The sequence below is a fragment of the Nocardia sp. A7 genome, from assembly GCF_046549215.1.
GTDB lineage: Bacteria > Actinomycetota > Actinomycetes > Mycobacteriales > Mycobacteriaceae > Nocardia.
The window spans coordinates 689833-708416 of record NZ_JAJPWE010000003.1; the positions used below are offsets into that span (position 1 = coordinate 689833).

Genomic DNA, 18584 nt, shown 5'->3' on the forward strand with positions numbered 1-18584 from the left:
GAAAGGCCCCGGCGCCAACGCGCCGGGGCCTTCCGTCGTTGAACCGAGAAACCCTGCGCAGCACTCGAACACCCATCCCGCCGACGATGCAGGCCGCGGAGTTCCGCCTCGACAGAGGCGAGCGTGATGGGCGTCCAGATGCTGGGGCACAAGTCGGTACCGGCTAGCGCGCAAAGAAGGCTCTGACCTTAGTCAGAGCCTTCTTTCGAGATGAGCCCCCTGTCAGGATTGAACTGACGACCTTCGCTTTACAAGAGCGGTGCTCTACCACTGAGCTAAGGAGGCGGGTACTGCGGCGACAACTATAGCCGCATACGCCGACCGCGCGACACCGGATCGGTGTCACGCGGTCGTGCGGAGGAGATCAGGACTGGGCGCGGGCTGCGTCGTCGGCGGCCATCGCGTCACGCAGGCTCTTGGGCCGCATGTCGGTCCAGTTCTTCTCGACGTACTCGACGCACGCTGCCCGGCTTTCTTCGCCGAACACGACACGCCAGCCCGCCGGGACCTCCGCGAACGCGGGCCACAGGGAGTGCTGCTCTTCATCGTTGACCAGAACGAAGAAGCGGCCGTCCTCGTCGTCGAAGGGGTTGGTGCTCATTTCACCTCACTGGATACTGGCGCTGTGTACAGGGTCACTGCGCGGCTGCTGAGCCACGAGCGTTGTGTCGACAGTAGCAAGGCATAGGTTACCGGTAGGGAGTTACCCAATGCTGCCTCGCCTAAGCGATCAGGCGGCGAAGAAGTCGAGCAGGATCTTGTTGACCGCCTCGGGCCGTTCCAGGTAGCCGTAGTGGCCCGTATCGGGGACCTCCTGGTAGCGGGCGCCGGGAATGGCCTCGGCCACTTCGCGCGACAGATACGGCGGGATCATCCGGTCATCGGCGAACCCAATTGCCAAGCAGGGCACCGTAATCGAGCGGTATGCGGCAACTCGATCGAAATTGTGATCCATCGCCCGCTGGGCCCGGATGCCGGGTGACGGGGTGCCCACGGTGAACTCGAACAGGTCCAGCCAGTCGCGCGCCGCGTTGGCGTCGGCCATCGTCGCGGGCGACAGGTTCATCACCGCCGCCAGTGCCGCCTCGAACTTCGGCGGCAGCTGCACCGCCGAGGCGTCGAGGTCCTGCTCACCCGCCGAGAGCGTCTTCTGGAACTGATCCAGCCGCCCGTGACCGGCCATGAACACGGCCTTGCGCACCAGATCGGGCCGGGCCAGCGCCAACTCCTGCGCCACTCGCGCACCCATCGACGTCCCCGCGATCAGCGCGGGCCCTTCGTCGAGGAACTCGATCAGCGCGGCGGTATCGGCGACCAATTCCTCGATCCGCATCCCACCCGCGGCCTCGAACGACGGCGCGATCCCGCGGTTGTCGAACACGCAGACCCGATAGCCCGCCGCGACCAACGCGGGCACCTGGTGCAGCTCCCATACCCGGCCCGGCGACCCGGTCCCCATGATCAACACCACCAGCGGACCCCCACCCTTGACGTCGGTGCCCTTGGTACGGTCGCCCTTGACCTGATAATTCAGTGCGATGCCGTTCACCGTGGCCACTGGCATGAAGAAACCTCTCTGCGGGGTGGATCGTGTACTGGCACCACGGTAACGGGACCGCCACGACACGGCACCGGGGCGGGGTGTTACGCGTCGCTTGTTCATCGGCCGTGCGCCGGCGCCCGATAGTATTGGCCACTCGCAGGTAGAGCGCAGGGAAACCGGGAGGACGAACCATATGGCCGCGAAGAGCACCGCCAACGACATCGCCGATGATGAGCTCGAGCCGCTTGCCGACGAAACCGCCCGCCAGGCACAGAAGGTCGTCGCGGCACACGCCGAAGACGCCGACGAGTGCCGCATGCTGCTGTCCATGCTCGGCATAGCCCCCGCCTGACACAGCGCACCCCTGCGACGCATAAGGATGCGTAAGTGGACCAAATGATCGATCAACCGTCCAACGACCGTCCGTCTGAAGAAACCCTCGCACCGAGCGGATCCGGTCCGGGATTCGTTGTCGTCGCCAACCGGCTGCCGGTCGACCTCGAGCGCCTGCCCGACGGCACCACCAAGTGGAAGCGCAGCCCCGGTGGGCTGGTAACCGCGCTGGAACCGGTGCTGCGCAGTAACAAGGGCGCCTGGGTCGGCTGGGCCGGTGTGCCCGATGCCGAGGTCGAACCCATCATCGAGGATGGGCTCGAGCTGTATCCGGTGCCGCTCACGGCGCAGGAGGTGGAGGACTACTACGAGGGGTTCTCCAACGGCACCCTGTGGCCGCTCTACCACGATGTGATCGTGCGCCCGGTGTACGACAGGGCATGGTGGGCTGCCTATGTCGAGGTCAACCGCCGTTTCGCCGAGGAGACCGCGAAGGTGGCCGCCGAGGGCGCGACGGTCTGGGTGCAGGACTACCAGTTGCAGCTGGTGCCCAAGATGTTGCGCATGCTTCGGCCCGATCTGACCATCGGCTTCTTCCTGCACATCCCGTTCCCGCCGGTCGAACTGTTCATGCAGATGCCGTGGCGCACCGAGATCGTCGAGGGCCTGCTCGGCGCCGACCTGATCGGTTTCCACCTGCCCGGCGGCGCGCAGAACTTCCTCTACCTGGCCCGTCGCCTGGCCGGTCAGCCCACCTCGCGCGGCACGATCGGTGTTCGTTCGAAGCTGGGTGTCGTGCAGGTCGGTTTCCGCACGGTGCGCGTCGGCGCGTTCCCCATCTCGATCGATTCCGCCGAACTCGACGAGTCCTCGCGTCACCGTTCGGTGCGGGAACGGGCCGCGCAGATACGTGCTGAGCTGGGCAATCCCAAGAACATCATGCTCGGTGTCGACCGCCTCGACTACACCAAGGGCATCGACATCCGGCTCAACGCGCTGCAGGAACTCCTCGAAGAGGGTCGGATCGATCCGTCCGAGACGGTGATGGTGCAGCTGGCCACCCCCAGCCGCGAACGCGTACAGAGCTACATCAAGATGCGTGGCGACATCGAACGTCAGGTGGGCCGGATCAACGGCGAGTTCGCCCGCGTCGGCTACCCGGTCGTGCACTACCTGCACCGCCCGATCCCCCGCGACGAGCTGATCGCGTTCTTCATCGCCGCCGACGCCATGCTGGTCACACCGCTGCGCGACGGCATGAACCTGGTCGCCAAGGAGTACGTGGCCTGCCACAGCGACCTCAACGGCGCCCTGGTGCTGAGCGAGTTCACCGGTGCCGCGGCCGAGCTGCGCCAGTCCTACCTGTGCAACCCGCACGATCTGGACAGCGTGAAGGACGCGATCATCGGCGCACTCGACGACGACCGCGACACCAAACGCCGACGCATGCGGTCGCTGCGCCGTCAGGTGCTCACCCACGATGTCGAACGGTGGGCGCGCGCGTTCCTCGACGCCCTCTCGCACGGCAGTGTGGCGGGTTCGGCACTGATGAGCGACGAGCAGACCTACCCGGCCGACGCTCACTGACCTACACAGCGACCTCACAGCGTCGGTCCAGCCACTTCCCAGCGGGGTGGTGGACCATAGGGGTATGAGTGGTGTGCCGGAAGCGCGGGTGCTCGTCGTCGACGATGAGCCGATGATCGTCGAGCTACTGGCGGTGAGCTTGCGCTACCAGGGGTTCGAGGTGGCGACGGCGGCCGACGGTGCGCAGGCACTGGATCGGGCGCGCACGTTTCGCCCGCAGGCGCTGATCGTCGACGTGATGATGCCCGGCATGGACGGCTTCGGCCTGCTGCGCCGGTTGCGCGCCGACGGTATCGACGCGCCGGTGCTGTTTCTGACCGCGCGCGACGATGTGGACGACAAGATCACCGGGCTCACCCTCGGCGCCGACGACTACGTCACCAAGCCGTTCAGCCTGGAGGAGGTGGTGGCGCGGCTGCGGGTGATCCTGCGGCGAGCCGGCCATGCCGAACCGAAGCAGGCGAGTACGCGGTTGCGCTTCGCCGACATCGAACTCGACGACGACACGCACGAGGTGTGGAAAGCCGGCGAGCCGGTTGCGTTGTCCCCCACCGAGTTCACGCTGTTGCGCTACTTCATGGTGAACGCCGGCAGCGTACTCAGCAAGCCGCGAATCCTGGATCACGTGTGGCGCTACGACTTCGGTGGTGAAGTCGGAGTCGTGGAGACGTACGTGTCGTATCTACGCAAGAAGGTCGACACCGGCGAGCATCGGTTGATCCACACGCTGCGTGGGGTCGGCTATGTGATGCGCGAGCCGGCGAGCCGGTGACGGCGCCGTCGCGCACCGGGATCGGCCGACGGCTGGCCGCGATCCCGCTGCGGGTGACGCTGGTGCTGATGCTGGTCGCGATGGCCGGATTCGGTTTGGTCGCTTCCGGTTTCGTCGTCACCACAGCGATGAAGAACTCGCTGCAGGACCGCACCGATCAGCAGCTGCACGACGCCGCGCTCGAATGGGAGCGGCGGGTGAGCAATCCCGCGCCGCCGCCACCGCCCTCACACGAGATCAGGCAGCTCCCCAGCCAATACTTCCTGCGTGCCGAAAGTGCCGACGGAAAGCAAACTTTCGGCTTCGACAATGTCTTCGGAACCAGCGCCACCCCTGCCCTGCCCGACCCGCCGTCCCTCCAGCCGGTCACGGTGGGCTCGGTGGGCGAGGACACCGAGCAGTGGCGCGTGCTCACATTGCAGACCCCAGAGGCGAAGGCGACGGTCGCACTGCCGCTGACCGACAACATCGAGACGGTGCGCAACCTCATCGTGCTGCAATTGCTCGTCGGCGCGATTGTGCTGACCGCCTTGGCGGTTGCCGCCTATTTCGTCGTCCGAAGCAGTTTGCGGCCGCTGCGCCGGGTCGAGGTGACCGCCGCCGCGATCGCCGAAGGTCAGCTGCATCGCCGGGTTCCGGTGCGCGGCAACGATACCGAGGTCGACCGGCTGTCCCGCTCGCTCAACAGCATGCTGACCCAGATCCAACAGGCCTTCGCCGCCACCGAGGCCTCCGAAACCGCCGCGCGCGAATCCGAGGCGAAGATGCGCCGTTTCGTCGCCGACGCCAGCCACGAACTGCGCACCCCACTCACCACGATCCGCGGCTTCGCCGAGCTGTACCGCCAAGGCGCGACCACCGACCCCGCGATGTTCATGAACCGCATCGAGCACGAGGCCCAGCGCATGGGCCTGCTGGTCGAGGACCTGCTCATGCTGGCCCGCCTCGACGCCCAGCGCCCCGTCGAACTGAGCCCGGTGGACCTGCTGGCCGTGGCGGGCGACGCCGTCCACAGCGCCCGCGCGGTCGAAGCCGCCGAAGGACAACACCGCCCGATCACCCTGGAAATCGCCGATGGCCCCGGCACCCTGGAAATCCTCGGCGACGAACACCGCCTCCGCCAGGTCCTCACCAACCTCCTCGACAACGCCCGCACCCACACCCTTGACGGCACCTCGATCACCGTCCGCCTGACCCCCGCTCCCGACGAGGTCCAGTTCGAGGTCGCCGACACCGGCCCCGGGCTCACCACCGAAGACGCCAACCACGTCTTCGAACGCTTCTACCGCGCCGACATCTCCCGCACCCGCCGCAGCACCGGCAGCGACAGCGCCAAAGGCAGTGGCAGCGGGCTCGGGCTGTCGATCGTGGCCGCACTCGTCGCGGCCCACGGCGGCACAGTGCGCGTGGAAACCACCCCGGGCGGCGGCGCCACCTTCGTGGTCCGCCTGCCGCGTGGGGAGTAGATCAGACCGGGGTGACCTGGGAGACCAGCCAGCGGTTGTCGGCCTTGTCCAGGGTGACCCGTACGCGGCTGCCCGAGGTGGTGCCCTGCGGCGAATCCTTGCTGGTGGTCAGCTGATTCAGGTACAGCAGCACGACAGCGTGTTCCGGGTCGGCCGACACCACGCCCTCGGCCTGGGTGGTGGCCTTGACGGTGAGCTGCTTCTCCTTGGCGCCCGGCGCGATGGCCTGTTCGATCAGTTTCAGGTACTCGGTCCGGAACTGTTCGGTGAGATTGTCCGCGGCCCTTGGCAGTTCGGTGTCGACGGTGGCGGGCTCGTAGGTGAACATCGCGCTCACCGTGCGGCCTGCGGTACTCATCGCATCGGTGCGCGCCTGCTCGGTCTTGTCCTGCTGCCAGAGCTGGAACCCGCTGACGCCCAGCACGACGGCCGCGATCACGCCGACCGCCGCGAGGGCGCTGAAGACGATCTTGATTCGCTTGCTCATCCGACGAACTCCACCTTCGACACGGTCATCCCGGAATCGCCCTTCGACACGGTGATCCGGAATCGGTACTGGCGCGCCTGCGGTTCGGCCGACCCGGTATTGCTCACCATCTGCTTCGCGGCGACCAGCACCTTCGCCGAATTCTCGTCGACGGACTCGATGCCCGACTCGACGACCTCACCGCTGGAGACCACCTTGGCCTGCTTCACCACATCCATGAACGGGTCGACGCGGCCGTCGAACTCGTTCTTGAACTCCCCCGAGGCCACCGCCAGGATCCGGTCGATGTCCTCCTTGGCGGAGTCGGCGCGAATGGTGGTCAGGTTGATGACCGCCTGACGCGCGGTCTGCGTGTACTGCGCGCGCAGCTCCTCGTCCTGACTCCCCGACCGAGCGGCGAGCGCGGTGAACGTGGCACCGACGACCAGTGCCAACACCAGCACCGCCGCGGCGGCGAGCCCGACGATCTGGCCGAGCCGAGCCAGCTTCACATCTTCTTCGTCGAGTTCGGCCGAATCATCGTCGGCCTCGGAGTCCACCACTTCGGACTTCGTCAGCCCCACGACAGCGGTCTCGGTGTCTTTCGCCGGCCCGACAGCAGCCGTCTCGTCAACGACGTCCTTCGCGGACTTCACCAGTTCGACCGTGGCAGCGGGCGCCGCCGCGTCCACCGACCGGTCGACGACCGTCGCATCCTCCACCGGCGGACCCGCCGACCGTGCTGCCCGCCGACGCGGGCGGCGGTTGCTGTTCTCACTCATTGTTGCTGCTCCTCCAACATCGCCTGCCAGCTGGCCGGGACGGTGCCCGAACCATCGGTGGCGATATCACCTTGGCGGTACATGCGACCGTCCGGGCCGAGATAACTGCCGGTGGACGGATCATAGGGGCGCGCGGCGGCGGGGGTGACTCCGCCGGTGGACGCGCCGGTGGGGGCCGAGGCCGGGGCTACCGGCTGCGGCGCGCCGAACGGCGGGTTCGTGCCCTGCGGCACGTACCCCGTCCGGCACAGTTCGGGAGTGGGCGCCCGGACACCGGGATACTCCATGCACGGCGTATTGCGGATACCGCGCACCTCGATCGGGGAATCCTGCGCCACCTTGCAATACAACCCCGGCGGGGTGTCCATCGGGGTGAGATCGCTTGGCTCACGCCATTGGTCCGCGGGCAGGAAGCCGGTGGTGCAGGCAGGCGGGTCGTTGACGACGGTCATGAAGTCGACCATCACACCGTATTGGGTCGGTCCGCGCATGACCGTCTTCAATGCCGCGATCAACGGCGGGAAAACGACCAGGAGCTGTTCGATACCAGCGTGATACGTCACGCCGACCTGCCCGAGGCTGACCAGGTTGCTCATCAACAGCGGCAGGGTGGGCCGCAGACTCTGGAACTGCTCGTTGACTTTCTGCATCGCGGAAGGGCTGTCGTGCAACAGGTTTCGCAGCGACGGATCGTGTGCGCGGAGCTGATCGGTGACGATCGCGAGATCCATTGTCCAGGAACGAATATTGGCATCGGATTGGATCTGGGTGTCCAGCAGTGGGCCGATCTGATCGAGCAGCTTCTTCGTCGGTTCCACATCGGTCTCGGCCTGCTGCACCAGCAGCGCCGCCGAGTCGATGAACCGCTGCAGATCAGGGCCCGCGCCGTTGAACGCCTTGAAGGCCTCGTCGATCACCTGCCGCAGCCGGGTGTCGGCGACCGTCGCGAGCAGTTTGTCGGTCTGGTCGAGCAGCGAACCGACATCCTGGGGCAGCCGGGTGCGCTGCACCGGGATCACCGAACCGTCGCGCAGATCGCCCGAGCTGGAATCGGCCTCGGGCACCAGGTCGACGTACTGCTCACCGATCGCCGAAACACTGCGCACCCAGGCGGTCGAATCCGACGGCACCTTGTAATCGCTGTCGATCGACAGATCCGCCTCGACCCCGGCCGGGGTGAGGCGCACTGCCTCGACCTTGCCGACGTTGGTGCCACGGTAGGAGACATTGGCGGTCGGGTAGAGCCCGCCGGTGGCGGCGAGTTGCACCGTCACGTTGTAGCGACCGATCCCGAACATCGCGGGGAGCTGCACATACATCCCGCCCATCACGACCAGACCGATCACGGTGAGGACCGCGAAGATCGTGAGCTGAACGTGGACGAACCTGGTGAGTTTCATCGTCCCGCACCTTCCTGGCCGGGCAGCGGCACGGTGATTCCGGGGATGGCGGGCAGGCCGGGCAGTGTCGGCAGTCCGGGCAGTGTCGGCGTCGGTTGCGCACTGGGCGCGGGCGCCTCCGGGAGTTTGGTCGGATCGCCCGCGTCGGTCGCCGTAGTAGGCGCGAAACTACCGACCACGCCTTCGACGCCACCGAAGCGCCCGCCCAGCGGAGTACCGGTGAGCCAGTTGCTGTCCAGGCGCTTACCGGTCATGTCGACGGTGATGTAGAGATTGAGGTAGTCGCCCATGATCGCGTTGCCGATGTTCTTGATCGGGAACGGAAAGGTCGGCAGGATGCGCATCGATTCGATGAGATTGGTGCCGGTGTTCGCCAGCGTTTCCAGTACCGGGCCGAGGCTGGCCAGGTTCGCCTTCAGGTCGTCGCCGCTGGTCTGGATGATCCGCTCGGTGACATCGCCGAGCTCGCCCAGCGCCGTGACCGCCCTGGTGATGTTGGCGGTGCGGTCGGCGAGCGCGGTCAGCGCGGGATGGATCTCCTCGATCGCGCGGGCCAGCACCTGCTTCTGGTCGGCGAGGTTGCCCGCGAGCCGGTCCAGGCCGCTCATCGCGGCGATGATGCTGCCGGTCTGCTTGTCCAGACCGGTGGTCAGCTCGTTGAGCTGGGGCAGCAGATCCGCGATCTCGGCCTCACGACCGTTGAGCGCGGCGTTCATTTCCCTGGTGATGGTCTCGAGCTGAGCGATGCCGCCGCCGTTGAGCACCACCGACAGCGAGGACAGCACCTGCTCGGTGGTCGGGTAGGCCCCGGCCCGCTCCAGCGGGATCACGTCGTTGTCGCGCAGCTGACCCTGGGCGGGCGTCGTGGTCGGCGCGGACAGTTCGACGTGATTGCTGCCGAGCAAGCTGGTCTGGCCGATCTTGGCGACGGCGTTGGCGGGCAGTTTCACCTCGGGATTCAGCGAGACCGTGACCAGCGCGTGCCAGCCTTCGACATCGATCCCGGTGACATTGCCGACCTCGACGTCGTCCACCCGCACCGGCGAATTACGGGTCAGGGTCGTGACATTGGGCATCTGGATCCGCACGGTGTACGAACCAGGGCCGCTGCCCTCGGAGCCCGGCATGGGCAGCGAGTTCAGCCCGTCCCACTGACAACCGGTCGCACCGAGCGTCACCGCGACGCTCACCGCCAGCCCGGAGATTATCCGTTTCACCGCTGTCCTCCTGGAACCGCAAGTCCGGCAAGCCCGTTCGGAATGGTCACCGGAGCAACCGCGGGCGGGGCATCCGGTTCCGCCTGCCCGGCCAAGCTCGGCGGGCTGTACACCAACTGGTCGGGGAAGGCCGTCACGCCGCTGGCCGGATTGATCATGATCGGCGCGTAGTTCATCCCGAGCGAACTGATCACCGGGGCGAGGAATTCCGCGCACAGATCCGCCGACCGGTCCGAGTTGTTGTGTTCGAGCGCCCGGATGGAACCGCAGAGGAAGCTCAGCGGATTGGCCGTATTGTTCAGCGAGACAGCGCCGGTGAGCGAACCCTGGGCCGGCTTGTAGATCTGGTAGAAGTTCACCAGCGCGGTCGGCGCGGAATGCAGCACCCGTTCGATTTCCGGGCGCTTGTCGACCAGGATCTGGGTGACATCGGCAAGCCGCTCGACACCGTCGGTGAGCTCGGCGCCGCTGCCTTCGAGGAAGCGCTTCACATCCGCGAGCGCCACGTCCAGACTGTCCAGGCCCGCACCGAGTTCCGCCGAGGCGCCCGCGAGCACCGAGGCCACCGAAGCCAACCTGCCGCCGAACTGCACGATCTGCTCGTTGCTCGCCGAGAGCACCTCGACGAACTTCTGCAGGTTGCGGATGGTGCCGAACAGGTCGGTTCGCCCGTCGGACAACGTATTCAACGTCGCCGACAGTTCACGCAGGGTGTCACGGAACCGCTGGCCGTTGCCGTCGAGGTTGTCGGCGGCGGTGTCGACCAAGCGGCCGAAGGAGCCCTTCGCGTCGTCGCCCACCGGCCCGAGAGCCGTTGCGAGATTGGACAACTCGGCCTTGATGTCGTCCCACTCCACCGGGACCGCGGTGCGCTCGATCGGGATCTGGGCACCGTCGGCCAGCTTCGGGCCACCGGTGTAAGCGGGCGCCAACTGGATGAAACGAGCCGACACCAGCGAGGGCGCGATGAGCACGGCGCGGGCGTCGGCGGGCAGGTCGATGCCACTGTCGACGCTCATCCGCACCTGCACTCGACCTTCGCCCGGCTCGATCGCGTCGATCTTGCCGATCGTCACACCGAGCATCCGCACCTCGTCACCGGCGTAGAGGCCGGTGGTCGTGGCGAAAGCGGCGGTGATCTTGGTCTTGCCGACGCCGAGGCCGATGTAGACCCCGACCGCGACCAGCGCGACGATCACCACCGCGGCGACGGCCAGGGTCCAACGCGGCACGCCGCGCACTGTCGATGCGATGCTCATCGCGGCGGATCCTCCTCGGAAGGCACGATGGCCGGCGGCGCCGGATGCGTGAAGATGTCGATCAGGTCCTGTGGCACCTGCTCGGGCCAGACCAGCGCGTCCACCAGCGGGCGCAGCTCGGTACTCGTCGCGTTCACCACGTAGGCGTTGAACCACGGCCCGTTGCCGACCTGCTCGCCGAGCGCCGTGGCGTAGGGGCCGAGATTGTCGACCGCCTCCGTCAGGTTCTGCCTGTTGCGCTGCAGCAGGGCGAGCACCGAATTGAGCCGGTCCAGTGTCGGTTTCATCTGCGCCTCGTTGTCGGCGACCAGCCCGGAGAGCTGCTTGGCGACCGAGTCGATGTAGACGATCAGCTGGTTGATCGCGGCGCGCCGGTTGTCGAGCTCGCCGAGCAGGGCGTTGCCGTCGAGCAGTAGCGCGTTGAGCTGCGAACTACGGTCGGCCAGGATCTTGGTGACGTTCTGCGCCCGGCCGAGCAGATCGGTCAACGCCTGGTCGCGGGTATTGATGCTGCGCGAGAGCGCGGTGACACCGTCGAGGGCGTTACGCAGTGGGCCCGGTGTGTCGGCGAAGGCGGCCGAGAGCGTGTCCAGTGTCTTGTCGACCTGGTCCAGGTCGAGGTCGCGCACGGTCGCGCCGAGGTCGCTGAGCGCCTCGTTGAGCGAGTACGGCGAGGTGGTCCGATCGAGCGGGATGGTGTCGGCGGTGCGCAACTCGCCCGGTCCGGTCGGCACCACGTCCAGGGACTTGCGACCGAGCACCGTGTTGGTCTTGATCGCGGCGGATGTCTTCTGGCCCAGCACGATCGACTCGTCGAGAGTGAACTTCACCAGCACCTTGGGGCCGTCGAGCGACACCTGGTCGACTTCGCCGGAGCGCACACCGGCCACATGCACCGGATCGCCCGGCACCAACCCGCCCGCGTCGACGAAGTGCGCGGTGAAGGTCGCGCCGGAGCGGATGAACGGCAGCTTGGTGTACTGCAGCGTGGCCAGCGAGATCGTCACCACCAGCACGATGCCGACGATGCCGACGGTGACGGCCGACGAATTCTTCTCACTCATTGGGCGTACACCTTCCGGTCGCCTGCAGACCCGGCATCTTGACCTCCAAGGGCTTGCCGTCCGGGCCGTCGATCAGGAAGTTGGTACCGCACACGTACAGCTGCAGGAACGAGCCGTAGGCGCCGATGCGGACGAGCTGCTTGTAAGTCTCGGGCAGTTTGTCGAGCACCCACTGGATGTCGTCGGAGCCGTTGTCGAGGTTGGTGGCGAGCCTGCCGGTCTGCTCGATGGTGTTGCGCAGGTCGGGACGCGCGGTGGTCAACAGGTCGTTGATCTCCTTTGTCGCACCGGCGATCCGCGGCAGGGCCGCGCCGATCGGGTCACGTTCGGCGGCCAATCCGCTGACCAGGCGCTGCAGTTCGGCGATCGTGGTGGAGAACTGCTCGTCGCGATCGTCGATGGTGGCCAGCACGGTGTTCAGGTTGTCGATCACGCTGCCGATCAGGGCGTCGCGATCGGCGAGGGTCTTGCTGAAGCTGCCACCGCTGTTGAGCAGCGAGACCAGCGTGCCACCCTGGCCCTGGAAGATCTGCAGCAGCGCGGAGGTCAGGTCGTTGACCTGACCCGGATCGAGGCCGCGCAACAGCGGCTTGAACCCGCCGAGCAGCAGATCCAGATCCAGCGCGGGCGTGGTCTGCTCTTTGCCGATAGTGGAGCCGTCGGGGAGCTCGCGCGCCGATCCCGGCCCTTCCTTCAACTCCAGGTACCGGTCACCGACGAGGTTCTCGTACTTGATCGCCAAGCGCGTGCTGGAGAGCACCGAGTACTTGGTGTCCACGTCGAACTCGACGTGCGCTAGATCGTCGTCGCCGACCTTCACCGAGCTCACCGACCCCACCGGCACACCGGCGATGCGCACCTTCGAACCGGGCAGCATGCCCGAGGAGCTGGTGAACACCGCCTTGTAGCCGTTCTCACTGGAGAACCGTGCCTGACTCAGCACGATCGCCAGGCCGGCGAATACCAGCGACATCACCACGGTGAAGATCGCGAGCTTGACCGTCGTGGCCGTGTTCTTCACCGTGTCACTCCCGGCAATCCTTCCAGCAAGAGCTGGAAAACCTTTGGCGCGCTGTTCAATTCGGGCGAACCGGTGCGCGGCGTGTAGGGCGCGCCCTGGCTGGTATCGGTCACCACGTAGTTCGCGTGGCTGTCGGGCACCCGGTCGAGGATGCCCTCGCAGTGCGGACCACCGGTGGCGTTCACCCTGGGTAGGTCCTCCGGGTAGGTGTAGGGCTTGTCGCCGAACATGAAGTTGGTGTTCATACCGACACCCGGCATGCGACCGCCGAACATCTCCTCGGCGAGCGGCATCAGCGGGCCGATGCCGTCGATGATGCATGTCAGCGCGGGCGCGTATTCGAACAGCAGGCTGGTGGTCGGCCGCAGCAGGTCGAGCGCGGTGACGAGCTGGTATTCGTTCTCCCGCAACACCGAACCGGTGGTGTCGGACAGGCCGATCACGTTCACCAGCACATCATCGAGCTGGCCTTGCAACTCCGACAACGTCTTCGCGGTGACCGTGGCGTTGTCCACGGTCCGCAGCAGCGCGCCGGAGGCATCGGCGTAGATCTCGGTCACCTGAGCCGTCTTGTCCATATCCTGTTGCAGCGTGGGCAGATACGGGTTGAGCTCGCGCAGGTAGCGGTCCGACCGGACGAGCAGGTCGCCGAACTTGTCGCCGCGGCCCTCCAGCGCGGTACCGAGTGCGGTCAGGGTGGCGTTGAGCTTCTCCGGTTCCACCTGGGCGAGCACATCGGACAGGTGCTGGAACAGCGTGTTGAACTCCACCGTCACCGAGCTCGCCGCCACCGTGCTGCCGGGCTTCAGCGAGCTCGACGAAGGGTTTTCGGGGACAACGAAATTCACGTACTTGGCGCCGAACACCGTGGTCGAACGAATGTCGACACCCGCGTTCGACGGCACCAGTTTCAGCTGTTCGGGGTCCACCTCGAGCAGGATCTGTGCGCCGTCCTCGCGCAGGTTGATCTCGGCGACCCGGCCGATCTCGACGCCGCGCACCTTCACCTTGGCGTCGGGGTCGAGCACGAGGCCCGCGCGCGGTGCGTCGACCAGTACCTGCGCGGTGGTGGTGAACGCGCCTTGGAAGAGGGCGAACGCGAAGGCCGCGAGCCCGACGAGCATGCCGACCATCGTGAGCGCGGCGAGCTTGCGCCCGAGCCCGCCCTGCAATGCGGCAACGATCCGTGAAGTGTCCATCACGCTATCCCGAGAGGTGGAAGTTGCCGGAGGTGCCGTAGATGGCCAGCGAGATCAGCAGCGTCACTGTGACGACCGCGATCAGCGACGACCGCACCGCGTTACCGACCGCGATGCCGACGCCGACCGGACCACCCGCGGCGTGGAAGCCGTAGTAGGTGTGGATCAGCATCACGGCCAGTGCCATCACGATCGCCTGCGCGAACGACCAGAGGATGTCGCTCGGGATGAGGAAGGTCGAGAAGTAGTGGTCGTAGACGCCGCCCGACTGGCCGTAGATCACCACGGTCGCGAAGCGGCTGGCGATGAACGAGGCGATCACGGCGAGTGCGTAGAGCGGCACGATCGCGATCATGCCCGCCAGCACCCTGGTGCCGACCAGGAACGGAATCGGCCGGATCGCCATCGATTCCAGCGCGTCGATCTCCTCGGCCACCCGCATCGCGCCGAGCTGGGCGGTCGCGCCCGCGCCGATGGTCGCGGCCAGACCGATGCCGGAGATCACCGGCGCCGCGATGCGAACATTGATGAGCGCGGCGAAGAAGCCGGTCAGTGCTTCGACGCCGATATTGCCGAGCGAGCTGTAGCCCTGCACCGCGATGGTGCCGCCCGCCATCAGGGTCAGGAAGCCGACGATCACCACGGTGCCGCCGATCACGGCCAAAGCACCACTGCCCATGCTGATCTCGGCGATGAGCCGGATGGTCTCGGTGCGGTAGTGCACCAGCGCGCGGGGCACCGAGGCGAGTGCCTTGACGTAGAAGATCGCCTGATTGCCCAGGGCATCCAGCGATTTCGACATCCGGTCGAAACGACGGACCGTGCGCGGAAACTTGCTGCGAACTATGAATGCCATCGTGGTCACCGCACCGTGAATTTCAGGCCGATCGCGGTGACGACCACATTCACCACGAACAGCGCCATGAATGCGAATACCACTGTTTGGTTCACCGCGTCACCGACGCTCTTCGGGCCACCTTTGACTCCGAGCCCGAGATAACAGGCGACCATTCCGGCGATCAGGCCGAACATGCCCGCCTTGATTTCGGAGATGATCAGCTCCGGCAGATTCGTCAGCAGCGGAATCCCGTTGACGAACGCGCCGGGGTTCACGCCCTGGAGGAAGACCGAGAACACGAAGCCGCCGACGATGCCGATGGTGCACACCAGGCTGTTGAGCATCAGTGCCACGAACATCGAGGCGAACACGCGCGGCACGACCAGTCGGCTGACCGGGTCGATGCCGAGCACCTTCATCGCGTCGATCTCTTCGCGAATCGTGCGCGCGCCCAGGTCGGCGCAGATCGCGGTGGCGCCCGCGCCCGCCACGATCAGCACCGTGACGATCGGGCCGACCTGCGTGACGGCACCGAACGCGGCGGCCGCTCCACTGAGATCCGCGGCACCGATCTCGCGCAGCAGGATGTTGAGCGTGAAGACCACCAACACGGTGAACGGGATGGCCACGAGCAGAGTCGGCACGATCGAGACGCGCGCCACGAACCAGGCCTGGTCGATGAATTCGCGCCATTGGAACGGCTTGCGGACGGTGGCACGCGCCACTTCCGCGCCGAGTTCGAAGAATCCGCCAACCGCCCGCAACGGGACAGCAAGGAGGTTGTTCATTCCGAAACCTCCTCAATCGACGGGCGGACCGATGTGTCCGCGTACCCGTACTTCACCGCCACCCCGATCTGAAGACTGCCCAAAGACTAGAACATGTTCCTGTTAATGTCTGCCATTTTCGTAGACTCAGAACAGGACTTTTCTCGTGAAACGCCGTCAAAACTGAAACGGACACTTATCCAAATCGCGCGACCTTGCTGTGAGGCGCCACACACCTGACGGTCATGTCTACCAATACCTGGACTGGTGATCAACACGACAGGCGAGACAAGAACGCGCGGTTGCGCGGTGGGCCAACTTCGGGCAAACCGCGATGGGCTGCCTCAGCCCAGATCGCGCAGGTCGCGCGCCGAAAAGGTGTGGTCGGCGGGGCGCTCCGCGAAATAACCACCGAGGGCGGCGGCCAGGTCTGCCTCGGACCATTCGGCACCCTCGGCGTCGAAGCGCTGCTCGACCGTCGGTGCCGCCATCAACGCCACCATCGGTCCGTAGACGACGAAGACCTGCCCGTTCACCAGGTCGGCGGCGGGTGCGGCGAGGTAGGCGACGAGCTTGGCCACGTGCTCGGGCGCCAGCGGATCGACCGCGCCGTCGGGCGCTTCGGCGAAGACCGCCTCGGTCATAGCCGTCCTGGCCCGCGGGCAGATCGCGTTGGCGCGCACACCGAACCTGGACAGCACGCGCGAGGCGGTCAGCGTGAGGGCGGTGATGCCCGCCTTGGCCGCGCCGTAGTTCGCCTGACCCTCCGGTCCGAGCAGACCCGCCTCCGAGGAGGTGTTGATCAGCCGGCCGTAGACCGGCGCGCCCGCCGCCTTCGACGCCGCGCGCCAGTGTGCGGCGGCGTTACGGGTGAGCAGGAAGTGTCCGCGCAGGTGCACCGCGATCACCGCGTCCCAGTCCTCGTCGGACATGTTGAACAGCATGCGGTCGCGGGTGATGCCCGCGTTGTTGACGACGATGTCGAGGCCGCCGAGCGATTCCTGCGCGGTCGCGACGAGCGCGTCGGCGGTGGCCCGTTCGGCGATGGAGCCGCCGACGAATTCTGCCTTGCCACCGAGCTCGCGGATCGCGGCGATGGTTTCGGCCGCCGCGTCCTCGGTAAGGTCATTGACGACCACGGCCGCGCCTGCCGACGCCAGCGCGAGAGCTTCGGCCCTGCCGAGCCCGGCGCCCGCGCCGGTCACGATCGCGACCCGGCCCTCCAATGAAATCTGCGTCACACTCATTCGGCCGACTCTAGAACGTGTTCCACCATCCGACAAGAGCGGATCACGCCAACCTCAACGCGGCCTTGGGGCACTGCGCGACGGCTTCCTCCGCGTCGGCGAGACGATCGGGCTCGACATCGCCCTCGGCGGCGGTCAACATGTCGTCGTCGTCAAGTTCGAACATGTCAGGGGCAATTCCGACACAGACGCCGTTCGCTTCACACCGGTCGAAATCGACGATGATCTTCATGAGAACTTCCTTCCACACGGTCTTCGCGACACTAACCCAGACAGCCCGGACCGCGGAGCGGAACAGGCGACTGATCACCACCAATACTGGAACATGTTCCAGTTCATATGCAATGATCGGTTTCGGCGGGGCTCATTCCCTGCGCCCCGCCACCCGCCCTTTCAGCTCGACACCGAGGTAGGAAGCATGCGCGTCGCGTATACGCCGCAGCAGGAAGAATTGCGCGCCGAGCTGCGCGAATATTTCGCGAAGCTGATGACGCCGGAACGCCGCGCGGCCCTGAGCCTGCAGACCGGCGAGTACGGCGAAGGCGGTGTCTACCGCGAGGTCGTGCGTCAGATGGGCCGCGACGGCTGGCTCACGCTGAGCTGGCCCAAGGAGTACGGCGGCCAGGACCGCACCACGATGGATCAGCTGATCTTCGTCGAAGAAGCCGCCATCGCGGGCGCGCCGGTCCCGTTCCTGACGCTCAACTCCGTGGCGCCGACGATCATGCAGTACGGCACCGAGGAGCAGAAGAAGTTCTTCCTGCCCAAGATCGCCTCCGGTGAGCTGCACTTCGCCATCGGCTACTCCGAGCCGGGCGCCGGTACCGACCTGGCCTCGCTGCGGACCGCCGCGGTGCGCGACGGCGACGACTTCGTGATCAACGGCCAGAAGATGTGGACCAGCCTCATCGCCTACGCCGACTACATCTGGTTGGCCGTGCGCACCGATCCGACGGCCAAGAAGCACAAGGGCATCACGATGCTCATCGTGCCGACCGACGCCGACGGCTTCTCCTGGACACCGGTGCACACGATGGCCGGGCCCGACACCAGCGCCACCTACTACCAGGACGTGCGGGTGCCCGCCTCGTCGGTGGTCGGGCCGGAGAACGGCGGCTGGTCGCTGATCACCAACCAGCTCAATCACGAGCGCGTCGCCCTCACCTCGGCGGGTCCGCTGTCGCTGGCGGTCGCCCAGACCGTGGCGTGGGCACGCGAGACCGTCGGTTCCGACGGCACACGCGTGATCGACCAGGAATGGGCCCGGCTCAACCTGGCCCGGGTGCACGCCAAGGTCGAATACCTCAAGCTGCTGAACTGGGAGATCGCCAGCCGCGCCGATCAGGGCGGTGAGGCCGCGCCGAAGCCGTGGGATGCCTCCGCCTGCAAGGTCTACGGCACCGAACTGGCCACCGAGGCCTACCGCCTGCTGATGGAAGTCGTCGGCCCGCACGCCTATCTGCGCCAGGACTCCCCCGGCGCCGTCCTGCGCGGCCGGCTCGAGCGGATGCACCGCGCCGCACTGATTCTCACCTTCGGCGGCGGCACCAACGAGGTGCAGCGCGACATCATCGCCATGACCGCCCTGCGCCAGCCCGCGTCCGCCCGCTGATCTCGAAAGCC

At 66.5% G+C, this 18584-nt stretch carries 19 protein-coding genes and 1 tRNA gene; 5 read left to right on the forward strand and 15 right to left on the reverse strand.

Features of this window, described 5'->3' with window-relative positions:
* Positions 1-213: 213 nt before the first annotated feature.
* The 3 genes from ACLJPD_RS21025 to ACLJPD_RS21035 form a co-directional block, all read right to left on the reverse strand.
* Positions 214-285 (reverse strand) — tRNA-Thr (locus tag ACLJPD_RS21025).
* Between the two features lie 79 nt (positions 286-364).
* Positions 365-601, reverse strand: coding sequence for an MbtH family protein (locus ACLJPD_RS21030; RefSeq protein WP_022565839.1), 237 nt, complete (start codon positions 599-601; stop codon positions 365-367).
* A 129-nt stretch (positions 602-730) separates the two neighbouring features.
* Positions 731-1564 carry an alpha/beta fold hydrolase gene (locus ACLJPD_RS21035; RefSeq protein ID WP_410874319.1) on the reverse strand — a complete coding sequence of 278 codons (834 nt, stop codon included), beginning with the start codon at positions 1562-1564 and terminating at the stop codon, positions 731-733.
* A 172-nt stretch (positions 1565-1736) separates the two neighbouring features.
* Here ACLJPD_RS21035 and ACLJPD_RS21040 point away from each other — a divergent pair, with 172 nt between their 5' ends.
* The 4 genes from ACLJPD_RS21040 to ACLJPD_RS21055 all read left to right on the forward strand — a co-directional run bounded on the left by ACLJPD_RS21040 (position 1737) and on the right by ACLJPD_RS21055 (position 5701).
* Entirely contained in the window at positions 1737-1895 is a 159-nt protein-coding gene (locus tag ACLJPD_RS21040; RefSeq protein WP_165610244.1) for a hypothetical protein, read from the forward strand.
* Between the two features lie 44 nt (positions 1896-1939).
* Complete coding sequence (locus ACLJPD_RS21045) at positions 1940-3463, forward strand: trehalose-6-phosphate synthase (protein WP_410874546.1); 1524 nt, start codon at positions 1940-1942, stop codon at positions 3461-3463.
* A 64-nt stretch (positions 3464-3527) separates the two neighbouring features.
* Positions 3528-4235 carry a response regulator transcription factor gene (locus ACLJPD_RS21050; protein ID WP_410874320.1) on the forward strand — a complete coding sequence of 236 codons (708 nt, stop codon included), beginning with the start codon at positions 3528-3530 and terminating at the stop codon, positions 4233-4235.
* Positions 4236-4303: 68 nt separating this feature from the next.
* Entirely contained in the window at positions 4304-5701 is a 1398-nt protein-coding gene (locus ACLJPD_RS21055) for an ATP-binding protein (RefSeq protein WP_410874547.1), read from the forward strand.
* 1 nt (position 5702) lies between these two features.
* Here ACLJPD_RS21055 and ACLJPD_RS21060 read toward each other — a convergent pair whose 3' ends face one another.
* The 12 genes from ACLJPD_RS21060 to ACLJPD_RS21115 all read right to left on the reverse strand — a co-directional run bounded on the left by ACLJPD_RS21060 (position 5703) and on the right by ACLJPD_RS21115 (position 17193).
* A complete protein-coding gene (locus ACLJPD_RS21060; protein WP_410874321.1) occupies positions 5703-6188 on the reverse strand; it encodes a h domain protein in 486 nt (161 codons plus the stop codon).
* The gene (locus tag ACLJPD_RS21065; RefSeq protein ID WP_410874322.1) at positions 6185-6949 is read right to left on the reverse strand and encodes a hypothetical protein; all 765 of its coding nucleotides are present in this window, start codon (positions 6947-6949) and stop codon (positions 6185-6187) included. The genes ACLJPD_RS21060 and ACLJPD_RS21065 overlap by 4 nt, the downstream gene beginning before the upstream one ends.
* Positions 6946-8349, reverse strand: a complete 1404-nt coding sequence (locus tag ACLJPD_RS21070; protein WP_410874323.1) for an MCE family protein — start codon at positions 8347-8349, stop codon at positions 6946-6948. Before ACLJPD_RS21070 ends, ACLJPD_RS21065 begins: the two co-directional genes overlap by 4 nt.
* Positions 8346-9566 (reverse strand): MCE family protein, encoded by a 1221-nt coding sequence (locus ACLJPD_RS21075; protein ID WP_410874324.1) that lies wholly within the window; start codon positions 9564-9566, stop codon positions 8346-8348. Before ACLJPD_RS21075 ends, ACLJPD_RS21070 begins: the two co-directional genes overlap by 4 nt.
* Positions 9563-10825 carry an MCE family protein gene (locus ACLJPD_RS21080; RefSeq protein WP_410874325.1) on the reverse strand — a complete coding sequence of 421 codons (1263 nt, stop codon included), beginning with the start codon at positions 10823-10825 and terminating at the stop codon, positions 9563-9565. The genes ACLJPD_RS21075 and ACLJPD_RS21080 overlap by 4 nt, the downstream gene beginning before the upstream one ends.
* Positions 10822-11889 carry an MCE family protein gene (locus tag ACLJPD_RS21085; protein WP_410874326.1) on the reverse strand — a complete coding sequence of 356 codons (1068 nt, stop codon included), beginning with the start codon at positions 11887-11889 and terminating at the stop codon, positions 10822-10824. The genes ACLJPD_RS21080 and ACLJPD_RS21085 overlap by 4 nt, the downstream gene beginning before the upstream one ends.
* A complete protein-coding gene (locus ACLJPD_RS21090) occupies positions 11882-12910 on the reverse strand; it encodes an MCE family protein (protein WP_410874327.1) in 1029 nt (342 codons plus the stop codon). The genes ACLJPD_RS21085 and ACLJPD_RS21090 overlap by 8 nt, the downstream gene beginning before the upstream one ends.
* Positions 12907-14109: an MCE family protein gene (locus ACLJPD_RS21095; protein ID WP_410874328.1), complete on the reverse strand. Its 1203-nt coding sequence runs from the start codon at positions 14107-14109 to the stop codon at positions 12907-12909. The genes ACLJPD_RS21090 and ACLJPD_RS21095 overlap by 4 nt, the downstream gene beginning before the upstream one ends.
* Before the next feature lie 4 nt (positions 14110-14113).
* Complete coding sequence (locus ACLJPD_RS21100; RefSeq protein ID WP_410874329.1) at positions 14114-14965, reverse strand: MlaE family ABC transporter permease; 852 nt, start codon at positions 14963-14965, stop codon at positions 14114-14116.
* A gap of 5 nt (positions 14966-14970) precedes the next feature.
* A complete protein-coding gene (locus tag ACLJPD_RS21105; RefSeq protein ID WP_410874330.1) occupies positions 14971-15735 on the reverse strand; it encodes an MlaE family ABC transporter permease in 765 nt (254 codons plus the stop codon).
* Positions 15736-16058: 323 nt separating this feature from the next.
* Entirely contained in the window at positions 16059-16961 is a 903-nt protein-coding gene (locus tag ACLJPD_RS21110) for a 3-oxoacyl-ACP reductase (protein ID WP_410874331.1), read from the reverse strand.
* Positions 16962-17004: 43 nt separating this feature from the next.
* The gene (locus tag ACLJPD_RS21115) at positions 17005-17193 is read right to left on the reverse strand and encodes a ferredoxin (RefSeq protein ID WP_410874332.1); all 189 of its coding nucleotides are present in this window, start codon (positions 17191-17193) and stop codon (positions 17005-17007) included.
* 186 nt (positions 17194-17379) lie between these two features.
* Here ACLJPD_RS21115 and ACLJPD_RS21120 point away from each other — a divergent pair, with 186 nt between their 5' ends.
* Positions 17380-18573 (forward strand): acyl-CoA dehydrogenase family protein, encoded by a 1194-nt coding sequence (locus ACLJPD_RS21120; protein WP_410874333.1) that lies wholly within the window; start codon positions 17380-17382, stop codon positions 18571-18573.
* The last annotated feature ends 11 nt before the right edge of the window (positions 18574-18584 follow it).